Annotated in this window: 12 protein-coding genes and 7 tRNA genes; 11 read left to right on the forward strand and 8 right to left on the reverse strand. The window is 39.1% G+C overall.

From position 1 onward, the window contains the following. Positions 1–53 precede the first annotated feature (53 nt). Positions 54–950: a cysteine synthase CysM gene (cysM, locus tag CBE70_RS04645; protein ID WP_100158419.1), complete on the forward strand. Its 897-nt coding sequence runs from the start codon at positions 54–56 to the stop codon at positions 948–950. A gap of 582 nt (positions 951–1,532) precedes the next feature. Here cysM and crr read toward each other — a convergent pair. The 4 genes from crr to cysK form a co-directional block, all read right to left on the reverse strand. Continuing rightward, positions 1,533–2,042, reverse strand: coding sequence for a PTS glucose transporter subunit IIA (gene crr, locus CBE70_RS04650; RefSeq protein ID WP_036935451.1), 510 nt, complete (start codon positions 2,040–2,042; stop codon positions 1,533–1,535). A gap of 49 nt (positions 2,043–2,091) precedes the next feature. After that, positions 2,092–3,819 (reverse strand): phosphoenolpyruvate-protein phosphotransferase PtsI, encoded by a 1,728-nt coding sequence (gene ptsI / locus CBE70_RS04655; RefSeq protein ID WP_100158420.1) that lies wholly within the window; start codon positions 3,817–3,819, stop codon positions 2,092–2,094. A 137-nt stretch (positions 3,820–3,956) separates the two neighbouring features. Next, positions 3,957–4,214 (reverse strand): phosphocarrier protein Hpr, encoded by a 258-nt coding sequence (gene ptsH / locus CBE70_RS04660; RefSeq protein ID WP_006533407.1) that lies wholly within the window; start codon positions 4,212–4,214, stop codon positions 3,957–3,959. Between the two features lie 330 nt (positions 4,215–4,544). Beyond that, on the reverse strand, positions 4,545–5,498 hold the full coding sequence (cysK, locus tag CBE70_RS04665) for a cysteine synthase A (RefSeq protein ID WP_100158421.1): 954 nt from the start codon (positions 5,496–5,498) through the stop codon (positions 4,545–4,547). Positions 5,499–5,733: 235 nt separating this feature from the next. Between cysK and CBE70_RS04670 the strand changes: the two genes are divergently transcribed. Further along, positions 5,734–6,264: a hypothetical protein gene (locus CBE70_RS04670; protein WP_100158422.1), complete on the forward strand. Its 531-nt coding sequence runs from the start codon at positions 5,734–5,736 to the stop codon at positions 6,262–6,264. Positions 6,265–6,379: 115 nt separating this feature from the next. On the opposite strand, the gene cysZ is transcribed toward CBE70_RS04670, so the two are convergent. Continuing rightward, positions 6,380–7,150 (reverse strand): sulfate transporter CysZ, encoded by a 771-nt coding sequence (cysZ, locus tag CBE70_RS04675; RefSeq protein WP_100158423.1) that lies wholly within the window; start codon positions 7,148–7,150, stop codon positions 6,380–6,382. Positions 7,151–7,376: 226 nt separating this feature from the next. Between cysZ and zipA the strand changes: the two genes are divergently transcribed. The 4 genes from zipA to CBE70_RS04695 all read left to right on the forward strand — a co-directional run bounded on the left by zipA (position 7,377) and on the right by CBE70_RS04695 (position 12,278). After that, positions 7,377–8,402, forward strand: a complete 1,026-nt coding sequence (zipA, locus tag CBE70_RS04680; RefSeq protein ID WP_198585690.1) for a cell division protein ZipA — start codon at positions 7,377–7,379, stop codon at positions 8,400–8,402. 55 nt (positions 8,403–8,457) lie between these two features. Continuing rightward, positions 8,458–10,485: an NAD-dependent DNA ligase LigA gene (gene ligA / locus CBE70_RS04685; protein ID WP_100158425.1), complete on the forward strand. Its 2,028-nt coding sequence runs from the start codon at positions 8,458–8,460 to the stop codon at positions 10,483–10,485. Between the two features lie 227 nt (positions 10,486–10,712). Continuing rightward, positions 10,713–11,897, forward strand: coding sequence for a NupC/NupG family nucleoside CNT transporter (locus tag CBE70_RS04690; protein ID WP_100158426.1), 1,185 nt, complete (start codon positions 10,713–10,715; stop codon positions 11,895–11,897). A 165-nt stretch (positions 11,898–12,062) separates the two neighbouring features. After that, positions 12,063–12,278, forward strand: coding sequence for a DUF3820 family protein (locus tag CBE70_RS04695; protein WP_100158427.1), 216 nt, complete (start codon positions 12,063–12,065; stop codon positions 12,276–12,278). Between the two features lie 44 nt (positions 12,279–12,322). Here the strand turns inward: CBE70_RS04695 and CBE70_RS04700 are convergent. The 3 genes from CBE70_RS04700 to gltX all read right to left on the reverse strand — a co-directional run bounded on the left by CBE70_RS04700 (position 12,323) and on the right by gltX (position 14,076). Beyond that, positions 12,323–12,398: transfer RNA gene (locus tag CBE70_RS04700), tRNA-Ala, on the reverse strand. A 27-nt stretch (positions 12,399–12,425) separates the two neighbouring features. Continuing rightward, positions 12,426–12,501 (reverse strand) — tRNA-Ala (locus tag CBE70_RS04705). Positions 12,502–12,657: 156 nt separating this feature from the next. Next, positions 12,658–14,076 carry a glutamate--tRNA ligase gene (gltX, locus tag CBE70_RS04710; protein ID WP_100158428.1) on the reverse strand — a complete coding sequence of 473 codons (1,419 nt, stop codon included), beginning with the start codon at positions 14,074–14,076 and terminating at the stop codon, positions 12,658–12,660. Between the two features lie 321 nt (positions 14,077–14,397). On the opposite strand from gltX, the gene CBE70_RS04715 reads away from it, so the two are divergent. From CBE70_RS04715 to CBE70_RS04735, 5 genes are all read left to right on the forward strand, one after another. Continuing rightward, positions 14,398–14,473, forward strand: a tRNA-Val gene (locus CBE70_RS04715). Between the two features lie 38 nt (positions 14,474–14,511). Further along, positions 14,512–14,587 (forward strand) — tRNA-Val (locus CBE70_RS04720). Positions 14,588–14,630: 43 nt separating this feature from the next. After that, a tRNA-Val gene (locus CBE70_RS04725) sits at positions 14,631–14,706 on the forward strand. Between the two features lie 41 nt (positions 14,707–14,747). Next, positions 14,748–14,823, forward strand: a tRNA-Lys gene (locus CBE70_RS04730). Between the two features lie 38 nt (positions 14,824–14,861). Continuing rightward, positions 14,862–14,937, forward strand: a tRNA-Lys gene (locus CBE70_RS04735). Positions 14,938–14,977 lie beyond the last annotated feature (40 nt).

The raw sequence follows: 14,977 nt of genomic DNA on the forward strand, positions 1-14,977 counted from the left end.
GTTAAATGTGATTTCTTCATTAATACAGACAAACAAATGAGCAGGAACTTATTGTGGCAGGGTTAGAACAATTTATTGGTAATACACCATTAGTAAAACTACAACGACTTACACAAGAGGTGGACGCTGAAATCTGGGTTAAGCTTGAAGGCAATAATCCCGCAGGTTCAGTAAAAGACAGAGCTGCATTATCGATGATTGAACAAGCAGAATTACGCGGTGAAATAAAACCGGGTGATACGTTGATTGAAGCAACCAGTGGTAATACGGGTATTGCCTTAGCGATGATTGCAGCGGTAAAAGGTTACCGTTTAAAGTTGTTAATGCCTGAGAATATGAGTAAAGAGCGTCAAGCATCAATGCAAGCTTATGGTGCAGAATTGATTCTAGTTAGTCGTGAAGTTGGTATGGAAGGTGCGCGAGATCTCGCGCAACAGATGGAACAACAGGGCGAAGGTAAGGTATTAGACCAATTTAATAACCCAGATAATCCAAGAGCTCATTTTATTTCTACTGGTCCTGAAATTTGGCAACAAACACAAGGTCGTATTACTCATTTTGTTTCGAGTATGGGAACAACAGGCACAATTACGGGTGTGGGAAGTTACTTAAAAACACAATCTGATAGTGTGCAAGTGATAGGTCTTCAGCCTGAAGAAAAAAGTCAAATTCCGGGTATTCGTCGTTGGTCACCTGCTTACTTGCCAGGTATCTTTAAAAAAGAGCTGGTGGATAGTGTGATAGATATGTCACAAACAGAAGCAGAATCAACGATGCGCCTTTTAGCAAGTCAAGAGGGTATCTTCTGTGGCGTAAGTTCTGGAGGGGCTGTTGCTGGCGCTCTGCGCGTTGCAAAAGAGAATCCCGGTGCGGTGATTGTTGCGATTGTGTGTGATAGGGGGGATCGTTATTTATCTACGGGCGTTTTCTCGTCATACTTCAAGTTGTAGCGTTGTTGACTGCGTTCACTCACCCTAGTCACATACTTATGTATGCTCCTAGGGACTTATTCACTTGTCGCCTAGCTACACCTTGAATTATTTAGAGCATTTTACTCGTCATACTCCAAGTTGTAGCGTTGTTGACTGCGTTCACTCACCCTAGTCACATACTTATGTATGCTCCTAGGGACTTATTCACTTGTCGCCTAGCTACACCTTGAATTATTTAGAGCATTTTACTCGTCATACTCCAAGTTGTAGCGTTGTTGACTGCGTTCACTCACCCTAGTCACATACTTATGTATGCTCCTAGGGACTTATTCACTTGTCGCCTAGCTACACCTTGAATTATTTAGAGCATTTTACTCGTCATACTCCAAGTTGTAGCGTTGTTGACTGCGTTCACTCACCCTAGTCACATACTTATGTATGCTCCTAGTGACTCATTCACTTGTCGCCTAGCTACACCTTGAATTATTTAGAGTAAGAACATCGTCGAATTAGTTAGAGTAGTTTTTGGTTTGTGTTTTTTGAATACAAAAAAACCGCCACATTATTGGTGGCGGTTTAAATAGAGAACATCACAGAAGATTATTTTTTAATCTGAATAATAACGGTTTCACCAACAGTAACTGGGCCTGTCATTTTGGTTAAACCTTGAATTTCATCCATATTAGAGATAACAACCGGAGTTAGAACTGATTTTGCTTTTTCTTCTAATACAGCTAAGTCAAATTCTAAAATAGTATCACCTACTTTTACTTGCTGACCTTCTTCAGCGATACGTTTAAACCCTTCACCTTTCAGTTCAACAGTGTCGATACCGAAGTGGACAAACAACTCGATACCGTTGTCAGACTCAATAGAGAAAGCATGGTTAGTCTCGAAAATTTTACCGATAGTACCATCGACTGGCGCAACAATTTTATTACCAGCAGGTTTGATAGCAATACCGTCACCTACGATTTTTTCAGCGAAAACAACATCAGGAACATCTTCGATATTGACGATTTCACCAGAAAGTGGTGCAACAATATCAATCGTGCCACTGCCTTTCTTTTCCTCTGAAACCAGTGATTTTAATTTATCAAACAGACCCATGAATCTTCTCCTAATTATTGTAGTTGGGACCGGGCTCTGGCTAATGCGATTAGCACAGTGTCTTTTCTTTAGTAAAAGTTTCTACTAAGTCCATCAATTCTTTTGCAGTTGGCTGAGCAAGTGCTTGCTCTGCTAGTGCTTTTGCATCATCGTAATTCGCGTTACGGATCACTTTTTTGATGCGAGGAATTGAAATAGCACTCATACTAAACTCATCTAATCCCATGCCGAGAAGGAGCAACGTTGCTCGTTCATCTCCAGCAAGTTCACCACACATTCCAGTCCATTTACCTTCAGCATGTGATGCATCAATCACCTGTTTTATCAGGTTGAGTACTGCAGGTGACATTGGATTATACAGATGAGATATCAGCTCATTTCCACGGTCTACAGCCAGAGTATATTGTGTTAGATCGTTAGTCCCAATACTAAAAAAGTCAACTTCTTTTGCCATATGACGAGCCATCACTGCTGCGGCTGGGGTTTCTACCATCACACCGACTTCAATAGATTCATCAAAAGCTTTCTTTTCTTCACGAAGCTGGCTTTTTAGTATTTCAAGTTCTGCTTTCAATGCACGGATCTCTTCAACAGAGATAATCATTGGAAACATAATGCGTAGTTTACCAAAAGCAGATGCTCTTAAGATAGCACGTAATTGTGGATGAAGGATCTCTTTACGGTCAAGACAAATACGAATTGCACGCCAGCCTAAGAATGGGTTCTCTTCTTTTGGTAGGTTCATATAAGGTAAGTCTTTATCGCCACCAATATCCATAGTACGAATAATGACCGCTGGGCTTCCTACGGCTTCTGCTACCGCTTTATAGGCTTGGAATTGCTCTTCTTCTGTTGGTAAAGAGTCTCTATCCATAAATAAGAACTCAGTACGATACAGACCAACACCTTCAGCACCGTTACGTTCAGCACCCGCAACATCTCGAACTGTACCAATATTAGCGCAAACTTCGACTTGATGCCCATCAAGTGTAATAGCAGGTAGGTCTTTGAGTTTTGCTAATTCTTCTTTTTCGTGCAGATACTCTTCTTTGATAGCTTTTAATGTTTCGAGTTCTTCATCTGATGGATTAATAATGATTTTGTTATTAATCGCATCAAGAACAAGATAATCATCTTTTTTAATGGTTTGTGTCGCATTAGATGTTCCCACAATAGCTGGAATTTCTAATGAACGAGCCATGATAGAGGTGTGAGATGTTCTACCACCTAAGTCAGTGATAAAACCTAATACGTTGTCTAAGCTTAATTGCGCAGTTTCAGAAGGGGTAAGGTCAGTTGCAACTAAAATAACTTTTTCTGAGATAGCACTTAAATCGATAATTGGCATCTCTAAGATATTGCGCATTAAGCGTTTACCAATATCACGAACGTCAGCTGCACGCTCTTTTAGATATTCGTCATCTAATGCTTCTAATGCGGTTGCTTGATCTTCAATAACAGATTGAACCGCAGCTTCAGCGGTTTTTTTGTCGCTTTTGATGAGAGTAACAATTTCTTGTTCTAACTCTTCATCTTCTAGCAACATGATATGGCCTTCAAAGATTTCGGCTTTATCCGCACCAAGGTTCTTTTCAGCACGCTCTTTAATAATTTCTAGTTGTTGTGCAGATTTGTTACGACCGTCTTTAAAGCGTTCGATTTGATTTTCAATTTCATCACTTTGGATCTTACGTTGGCTAATGATGATGGGTTCTTCTTTGAGGAGAAGGGTTTGACCAAATGCGATACCGGGTGACGCTAAAATTCCTGAAATCATAATTTATCCTACGACTTGCTGGTGATAATCTTAAAAGAATAGGATTGCAAAATACTGTTGTTTTAAAATCATCATTAAAATTAACTCCCCTGAATGGTTTCAGGGGAATAAATACTGCGTTAATACTTAATCGCGAATTACTCTAATTCCGCCATTAATTTTACCAATGCTTCAACAGCTTGTTTTTCATCTTCACCTTCAGCAGAGATAGTCACAACAGTACCTTGGGTTAAGCCTAAAGTTTGTAATTTAAAAAGACTCTTAGCGCTGGCAGATTTACCACTAGAGATAAGCGTGATATCAGAAGAGAATGTTTTGGCTTCTTTTACAAATTGTGCCGCAGGACGAGTATGTAAGCCGTTTGGTGCTGTAATAGTAACTTCTTGCTGGTACATAGGATTTTTTCCTTTTATAACTCAATTGTTCACATTAAGTCAGGACTTAGTAAGTGTAGATGAATTTGTCCTGCTTTGCGTAGCAATATCAGATAATATTAAGTCGTAAAGCGTCATCTGATAAAAATAGTGTTCAGAAAGATAAAAGAGTTCGTTTTGTCATCTCGGTTATTTTCTGATTAATTTCGACCTTCGAAATAATTAATTGATTAAATACTAAACTCGAAGAAATAAATCACCTGTCTGGATGACAAACTTTGATCTCTACCACAAAAAAAGCACCATTGAGGTGCTTTTTTAATAAATATTTTACAATTGAGATGACGCGATTTAGCTATCAGAAATGTCAGCAAAAAGTGGGGTGCTTAAATAACGCTCACCAGAAGAAGGTAAAATAACCACAATTTCTTTATTTGCAAATTCTGGCTCTTTTGCGAGTTTTACTGCTGCCGCAATAGCTGCACCTGAAGAAATACCTGCGAGAATGCCTTCTTTAGTCATAAGTTCACGAGCAGTATCAAAGGCTTCTTCGTTAGTGATTTGAATAACACGATCCAGTAACGATAAATCTAGGTTTTCAGGAATAAAACCAGCTCCGATACCTTGGATTTTATGTGGACCCGGTTTTATTTCTTCACCAGCTAGAGCTTGAGTTATAACAGGGGAGCCTGCTGGTTCAACAGCAACCATTGTTACCGCTTTACCTTGTGTTTTTTTCAAGTAGCGACCAATACCTGTAATAGTACCACCAGTGCCGACACCAGCAATAACAGCACCTACTTCACCATCAGTATCATTCCAGATTTCTGGGCCTGTGGTTTTTTCATGAATTTCAGGGTTAGCTGGATTACTAAATTGTTGTAGTAAAAGGTAACGCTTAGGATCGCTATCGCGAATTTCATTGGCTTTATCAATGGCACCTTTCATGCCTTTTGCGCCTTCAGTCAGCACTAAATTAGCACCCAATGCTTTGAGTAATTTACGGCGTTCTACACTCATAGTATCTGGCATTGTCAGTGTTAATTTGTAGCCACGAGCCGCTGCAACATAAGCTAGAGCAATCCCAGTATTACCACTGGTAGGTTCTACAAGCTCAACACCTTCTTTAAGAATGCCTTTTTTTTCTGCATCCCAAATCATGTTGGCACCGATACGGCATTTTACACTGAAGCTTGGGTTACGAGATTCCACTTTAGCCAGAATGTTGCCATTTCCGAAATGCTTTAAGCGAATTAAGGGAGTGTGCCCAATAGTTTGCGAGTTGTCTTCGAAAATCTTGCTCATTTTTATCCTCGGTACATGATTTTTATAAGGTCAGATGAAATTACCATACGCCATCAAGCTAAAGATGGAAATAAGCTTTATGAATATACTTATAACTTTTTTATCTTTTTATTCCAAAAGGTTCTAATCAAGAGTCAGTGAGACGATTCACAAATTAATAAATCAAGAGATGTACAGTATATTGATGGCTGATAATCTATTTTTAACCACATTTACTGCAAATACAGGGGTCATAATGGAAACCATTGAAGAGTTGATTAGTGCGCTTGAACTCGCCGTGCCTGAATTAGATGCGCAAGCTTTGCGTGAAAATTTACCCGAGTCAGATGCTCAAGAAGATGTCCTTAATTGGCTATATGAATCACTCTCAGCTCAAGGATTAATGGATTATGTGGAGTGGACAGAATATTTTGGTGATATTCCTGATCTAAAATCGTTAGAGCACATTTCTTTGCCTGAATCACCAAGTGCGTTGATTTTATCTCAAGTTGAGAATATTGATTGGGATGAGGTGAGTGTAGATCCTTATATGCTGCCTTATGAACTACCTTATTTGGAATATATTAACCATTTTTTGACAGAAAAAGGGTTACGATTGGTAGACCTTACTCCGTTTGAAAATGCTTATATTTTCTGTATTCGAGATGATGAAGAGATAATTGAAAAACTAGATGGCGCATTAAATATCTTTGAAATGGGTATTAATGAGCGTGATCCAATGGATAGAGAAGAGACAAAAGATTATATTCGTTCATTAATTGAGTAATCTGATTAATAACAAAATAAGTCAAATCACGTTTTAGAAGAAAAGCACAAAAGAAAACCCCGTCTAATAATAAAACGGGGTTTTTCATATTTATCGATATGTCGCTAAATTAGGTTTACCACTGTCCATCTTGCACATGCTGTTTACGATAACGATCGCACCACATTGCGGTTGCACCACAGATAGCAACAGGCATGATGACTAAATTTAGAATAGGGATCATGGTAAAAATATTAATAACCATACCAAATTGAAGATTATTCCATTTATCCTGTTTAAGCGAAGATTTCATCGCTGCAAATGAAATTTTATGGTTATCAAATGGGAAGTCATTATATTGAATTGCCATCATCCAAGCACCAAAAGCAAACCATAAAACAGGAGCAACGGTTTGTCCGATAGCAGGAATAAAATAGAGCAATAACAAAACAATAGCGCGAGGTAAATAATAAGCTATTTTAGTTAACTCACGTTTTAAAATACGTGGAACATCTTTCAATATACCTGCAACACCTGTATCTGGTGGGGCGACGCCAGTTATTTGGCCTTCTAATTTTTCAGCCAATAATCCATTAAACGGGGAAGCAATAATGTTGGCTAAGGTGCTAAAGAAATAAGTGAACACTAATAAGATAAAAATAACGGATAATGGCCAGATTAAATAACTCAACCACTGTAACCAATCAGGAACTTTTTCCATCATCCAATTGACCATGCCACCAATTTGTCCATATAACCACCAAAAGGCGCTTCCGAGAATAATAATATTGGCAAGTAGGGGTAAGATAACAAAACGTTTTAGCCCTTTGCGTGTAATTAAACGCCAACCAAGAGCAAAATAATGAAATCCATTTAAATTTTTATTCGTTTCTGTCAAATTTGTCATACTTCCTATTCTCTCCAATGAGGGCAAGCTAGTATCATATAGGGAGATAATCAGCCTTACTAGTCATGAATTGTCTAAAAAACGCGCATAAGAGATTGATGTGTGTATCTTTGTGACAAGAAAATTAAGTATTGGCTTGCACTTATGAGCATTGGCAAATACTCTTAGTAAAAAGTAATATTTGCCAACGTGGCTATTAAACCTCAAGACAACAGAGATAGAAATGATGCAGCAAAATTTGCGTCTGATATTAATCGTTGTTGGTGCGATTTTAATCATAGCTTTGTTATTACACGGCTTATGGATTGGTCGAAAAGAGCGTTCTAAGCTTTTCCGTAATCGCCCAGTAAAACGTCAGAAACAGAATTATCAGTCAGATGAGAACGATGACGAACCACAATATGCTGAGGTTAGTCATCAGACATCAACTTTATCCTCTACTGAAAAGCGGGAGAGTGAGCCACCGATAAAATCGGAGCTTCTACATGAACCTGAAATTTCAGTGGCAGATAGAGATCCATTAATGTCTGAAACCCAAACAAAAGGGAATTCTCACGATACTTCATTACAGCAAGAGCCTAGTCTTGGTGTTTTTGATGTTATTGAAAAAGAGCCTGTACCAATTGTTAGGGATGAGCCAAAACAAGCCCCTGTGGTTAATGTTGCGAGTGAAATAAAATCACACGTTAATACAATAAGCCCATCAGCAAGTTTTGAGCCTGCAATTTCAGAGACAACGGCTCATGTGACTTCTGTTGAAACTGAGGCTTCGCATCATGCTCCGGCTGAAGAGCCAAAAGTTGAATCTGTTCCGCAAGCAACAGAAGCAGAGAAAGAGCTGGTTATTGTTCTAAACGTAAGTGCACATCATGGTCAAATGCTGGATGGTGAAACATTGATGCAAAGTATCATTCAAGCTGGATTCCAGTTCGGCGAAATGAATATTTTCCATCGTCATCTTAATCCAACAGCCAATGGACCTGTATTGTTTAGTTTAGCGAATATGGTGAAACCTGGAACATTTAACATTGATACGATGGCTGAATTAACTACACCAGGTGTATCGATGTTTATGATGGTGCCATCTTATGGTGATGCTAATCAGAACTTTAAATTGATGTTACTTACGGCTCAACGTATAGCATCTGATGTAGGTGGTGTTGTGCTGGATGATGAACGTAAACTCTTAACGCCACAAAAAATCGAGCTTTATAAATCTAGGATCCGCAGGACACTGGATTTAAATCAATAGCATTTGTCTGTAAAAAGCCCCCGCTTGCGGGGGTTTTTCTTCTTTGGTGATAATCATGAATAAAAACACTCAACAAAAAATTGATAAACTTCGCGTTACTCTACGTCACCATGAATATCTCTATCATGTTATGGACGCACCTGAAATACCTGATGCTGAATACGATCGCTTAATGAATGAGCTAAAAGCATTAGAAGCTGAACACCCTGAATTAATTACCTCTGATTCGCCTACACAGCGAGTTGGTGCCTTACCTCTAACGGCATTTGAGCAAGTGAGACATGAAATTCCGATGCTCTCCTTAGATAATGCTTTTGATGAAACAAATTATCTGGCTTTTGATAAGCGTTTGCGTGATCGCTTAAAAAATAGTGAAGAGATCACTTTCTGTTGTGAATTAAAATTAGATGGATTGGCAGTTAGTTTACTTTATGAAAATGGAGTATTAGTACAAGCTGCAACGCGTGGTGATGGTACAACTGGGGAAAATATCACTGAGAATGTGAGAACAATCAAAGCTATTCCACTGCGTTTATATGGCGAAGATATTCCTGCTCGTATTGAAATTCGTGGTGAAGTCTTTATGAATGAAAAAGGCTTTGAATATTTAAACGAGGAAGCGCGCCGCACAGGTGGAAAAGTTTTTGCTAACCCTCGTAATGCCGCAGCTGGTTCATTAAGACAGCTTGATCCTCGTATTACAGCAAAACGGCCATTAACCTTTTTCTGTTATGGTGTCGGTGTACTTGAAGGTGGAGAATTACCTACAAGCCACTATGAGCGCTTACAACAATTTAAAAAATGGGGATTGCCAGTTAGCGATGCTGTAAAACTTTGCACTGGTAGCAAAGCAGTACTAGATTTTTATCACCATGTAGAAGAAATTCGTCCTAATTTAGGTTTCGATATTGATGGTGTTGTTATCAAGGTTGATGCAATTGCATTGCAAGAAGAGCTGGGTTTTGTATCAAGAGCACCGCGTTGGGCTATTGCTTATAAATTCCAAGCTCAAGAGCAGATGACGATTATCAAAGATGTCGAATTCCAAGTAGGGCGTACTGGTGCTATTACACCTGTTGCACGTTTAGAACCAGTTCAAGTTGCAGGTGTTGTTGTGAGTAATGCAACGTTACACAATGCTGATGAAATTGAACGTTTAGGAATACGTATTGGCGATACTGTAGTTATTCGTCGAGCTGGTGATGTTATTCCTCAGGTTGTCAGTGTGATTGAAGAAAAGCGCCCTGATGGTGCGCAAGAAATTGTCTTTCCGACACATTGTCCTATTTGTGATTCTGATGTTGAGCGCATTGAAGGCGAAGCTGTTGCACGTTGTACTGGCGGTTTAATTTGTGGTGCGCAACGTAAAGAAGCACTTAAACATTTTGTTTCACGTCGCGCTATGGATGTGGATGGAATGGGCGATAAAATTATCGACCAACTGGTTGAGAAAGAATATGTCAAAACACCAGCAGATCTCTTCCGTTTAGATGAAAAAATCTTATCTGGTTTAGAGCGAATGGGCGAAAAATCAGCTAAAAAATTGATCACCGCTTTAGATAAAGCTAAATCAACGACATTTGCACGTTTTATTTATGCACTTGGTATTCGAGAAGTTGGTGAAGCAACAGCAAGTGGATTGACAACACATTTTTCAACTCTTGATGCATTACGAAATGCAGATGTAGAAGCTCTAAAATCAGTTCCTGATGTGGGCGATGTCGTAGCTAAACATGTCGTTAATTTCTTCCAAGAGGAACACAATAGAACGGTTATTGACCAATTGATCAATGATGCAGGTATTACATGGCAAGCGCCGGTTATTGTGACTCATGAAGCGGGTGATAATCCTTTTGCAGGTAAAACCGTTGTGTTAACTGGGTCACTTTCACAGTTAACGCGTGATGAAGCAAAAGACAGATTAGTGGCGTTAGGCGCAAAAGTAAGTGGAAGTGTTTCTAAAAAAACTGACATGGTAATTGCGGGTGAAGCGGCAGGCTCTAAGTTAGTGAAAGCTAACGAATTAGGGATAACGGTTATCGATGAAGATGAAATGATACGATTACTTGATCAATCGAAATAATCATCCTAATATTTAATAAATGCTACTGGGAAACCTTCTCAGTGGCATTTTTACTTAAGCTAAATTTACATTTAATGTTTCTTAAGTAACTTTCAAAGTGTGATCAATCTATCTTATTTAATAAATAGTGTGTATACGGTTTCATGAGATTGTGACAGTAGTCACATCCTAATGTTACGCGTTACATAAAATGCTCTACAATATTTATTTTTATTTTTGGAGCATGCATGTCCTCTATCATTCACTTCGTTTTAGCACTCGCCGTTATTGGCGCATTAGCATTCGTTGCGAGTAACAACCGCAAAGGGATCCGTCTGCGTTATATCGTGCAGTTATTAGTTATTGAAATCGCATTAGCATGGTTCTTCCTCAACTCTGATGTTGGTGAAGGCTTTGTTCGTGGATTTGCTGGATTATTCGATCACTTATTAGGTTATGCCGCACAAGGTACTGAATTCGTATTCGGTGGCATGATGAAAGGTGGTTTAGCATTCTTCTTCCTGAATGTTTTATGTCCAATTATCTTTATTTCTGCATTAATTGGTATTCTTCAACATATCAAAGTATTACCTTTCGTGATCCGTATTATCGGTACTGTGCTTTCTAAAGTGAATGGTATGGGGAAACTGGAATCATTCAACGCAGTGAGCTCACTGGTTCTTGGTCAATCAGAGAACTTTATTGCCTATAAAGATGTATTAGGCAAAATGTCTCAGCGTCGTATGTACACTATGGCTGCAACAGCAATGTCGACAGTATCAATGTCGATTGTTGGTGCATACATGACAATGTTAGATCCAAAATATGTCGTTGCTGCTCTAGTACTGAATATGTTCAGTACCTTTATCGTCCTTTCTGTGATTAACCCATACTCTGTTGAAAATGAAGAAGAGATCCAAATGGGTAATCTGCATGAAGGTCAAAGCTTCTTTGAAATGTTAGGTGAATACATTTTAGCGGGTTTCAAAGTTGCATTAATCGTTGCTGCAATGCTGATTGGTTTCATTGCATTAATCGCAGCAGTGAATGCGATTTTCAGCATGATTTTCGGTATTAGCTTCCAAGATTGCTTAGGTTACGTTTTCTATCCATTAGCATGGGTTATTGGTGTGCCAGAGCAAGATGCATTACGTGTTGGTAGTGTTATGGCAATTAAATTAGTGTCTAACGAATTCGTTGCAATGGGTAGCTTACAAGATATCGCTGCTGAAATTTCACCGCGTTCTGTTGGTATCTTATCTGTATTTTTAGTTTCATTTGCTAACTTCTCTTCAATCGGGATTGTTGCAGGTGCGATTAAAGGTCTAAACGAAGTACAAGGTAACGTTGTTTCTCGTTTTGGTCTGAAATTACTGTTCGGTTCTACATTAGTAAGCTTCTTATCAGCAGCTATCGCAGGTCTGTTTGTTTAATCTCTGAAGGTAAACAGATAGCATGTGAATAAAATAACAATGTAAACGCAGTCACTTGTTAATCAAGTAACAGAAAATCAAGCAGTGCCTTTGGGTACTGCTTTTTTTATCTTTAAATTGCCCTATAATCGGTTCTATTCCTTCAATGACAATGTGGTAGAGAACATGTTAGACAAACAGCACCTTATCGATATAGCAAACACACAAATGCCATTTGGTAAGTACAAAGGGCGTATGCTGGTTGATTTACCAGAAGAATATTTATTGTGGTTTGCAAAGAAAGGCGAGTTTCCTGAAGGTAAACTTGGTCAACTCATGGAGATGACCTTAGCAATTAAAATTGAAGGTTTAGAAGGGCTATTAAAGCCATTAAAGCGATAAAATAAAAAAAATCCCGAAGATTTCTCTTCAGGATCTTAAAATTCTGGTGGAGCTAAACGGGATCGAACCGTTGACCTCTTGCATGCCATGCAAGCGCTCTCCCAACTGAGCTATAACCCCACATATTGGATTGTTCTAGAAGTACATTGGTGGAGCTAAGCGGGATCGAACCGCTGACCTCTTGCATGCCATGCAAGCGCTCTCCCAACTGAGCTATAGCCCCAACATACTGGAACGGGCTTGATAATAGGCAACAAGCACAATACTGTCAATCAGTTAATCTCACATTATTTATTGATTGCTGAAAAAGAGTACAAAAAAAGATACATTCCCTACTTTAGGGATGTATCTTTCTTAATAAGCAAGATTAACGTGGTAATTAAGCTTGGTTTTCTCTTTCAGAAATAAAGTCTAATGCTTTATTAATGCGTGCAACGCTACGAGTTTTACCAATAGCGTGAACGGTAACATCTAAGCCAGGAGATTGACCTGCACCTGTTACAGCAACACGTAACGGCATACCGACTTTACCCATACCCACTTCTAATTCATCAGCAGTATCTTGAATAGCTTGGTGAACATTTTCAGCTGTCCACTCTGTAATTGCTGATAACTTATCGCGAACAACTTCTAATGGTTGACGAGCAACTGGGCGTAAATGTTTCTTCGCGGCAGTTTCTTCAAAGGTTTCGAAATCAACATAGAAGTAATGGCAACTTTCAGCCATCTCTTTTAATGTTTTGCAGCGTTCACCTAATAATTTGATCAGCTCAACTAATGAAGGACCATTGCTGGTATCAATATTTTGTTGTTTGATATGCCAATCTAAATGAACAGCAACTTTCTCTGCTGGTAGTGTATTGATGTAGTGATGGTTTAACCAAAGCAGTTTATCAGTATTAAATGCGCTTGCTGATTTACTGATAGCCTCTAAAGTGAAGTGTTCAATCATTTCATCAATAGTGAAGATCTCTTGGTCACCATGAGACCAGCCTAAACGTACTAAATAGTTTAATAGTGCTTCTGGTAAATAGCCGTCATCACGATATTGCATTACGCTAACTGCGTTATAACGTTTAGATAGTTTTTTACCATCATCACCTAAAATCATTGATACGTGAGCATATTCAGGTACAGGCGCACCTAATGCTTTAAGAATATTGATTTGGCGAGGTGTGTTGTTGATATGATCTTCACCACGAATAACGTGAGTGATTTCCATATCCCAGTCATCAATAACAACACAGAAGTTATAAGTTGGAGAACCGTCAGTACGGCGAATAATTAGATCGTCAAGCTCTTGGTTACTAAATTCAATTGGGCCACGAATTTTGTCATCAAAAATAACAGAACCTTCTTGTGGGTTTAAAAAACGCACAACATGAGGTTCATCAGCGCTGTGATTATGGTTACCGCCACGACAACAACCATCGTAACGAGGTTTTTCACCTTTCGCCATTTGATCTTCGCGTAGTTGCTCTAAACGCTCTTTAGAGCAATAACAACGGTATGCAGTACCCGCAGATAACATTTGATCAATCACTTGGTTATAGCGATCGAAACGTTTAGTCTGATAATAAGGACCTTCATCCCAATTCAGATTTAACCAATTCATACCGTCCATGATTGCATCGATGGCTGGCTGTGTTGAACGTTCTAAGTCGGTATCTTCTATACGCAGTACAAATTCGCCCTTATTGTGACGGCTATATAACCAGGAATAAAGTGCGGTACGCGCACCACCAACATGTAGATAGCCAGTAGGACTTGGTGCAAAACGGGTTTTTATTTTACTCATTGGGATTGCCTTTGTACGTCTTACTTATATATAGATAAGTAATCGTGATTATCAAAAAAACGAAATGGTTGTCTTATTTTATCACTGGATGCTAATTCCTCAATGGCATTAAGCTTTTAACAGAGATAAATTTTTCAAATTGATGATTTTTTGTTTGACGAAGAGTATCCGTAGGATTACTTTGGTTAATTGCTGTGTCACTTATGGTGCTAAAAAAAGCATCTTGACTAAAAATAAAACGAACGATCATTTTCACGATAAAAAACTGATAAAAATCGTTGACTCATAGCGCAGTATCCCTATAATGCACCCCATCACGACGGGCGGTTAGCTCAGTTGGTAGAGCATCTCCCTTACAAGGAGGAGGTCGTTGGTTCGAGCCCAATACCGCCCACCATTATTTCGTTGTGATAAGTTGTATGATTTAGTGTAATTGGGCGGTTAGCTCAGTTGGTAGAGCATCTCCCTTACAAGGAGGAGGTCGTTGGTTCGAGCCCAATACCGCCCACCAATTACATTGAAGCGTGGTAGTGAGAATTTAGTCATCATGAAGTGGGCGGTTAGCTCAGTTGGTAGAGCATCTCCCTTACAAGGAGGAGGTCGTTGGTTCGAGCCCAATACCGCCCACCACTTCATCCGGTTATTTCGCGCAATATCACACATTTAGGTATGGGTCGTTAGCTCAGTCGGTAGAGCAGTTGACTTTTAATCAATTGGTCGGGCGTTCGAATCGCCCACGACCCACCATTCCTAAAAATACAACGCAAAGTAGTGAACATTGTGACGGGTCGTTAGCTCAGTCGGTAGAGCAGTTGACTTTTAATCAATTGGTCGGGCGTTCGAATCGCCCACGACCCACCATTCACAAAGCTACTTACAGATTTACGCAAAATTATTAAAT

Source organism: Proteus columbae (assembly GCF_002777965.1).
In the GTDB taxonomy this organism is placed as follows: Bacteria; Pseudomonadota; Gammaproteobacteria; order Enterobacterales; family Enterobacteriaceae; genus Proteus; species Proteus columbae.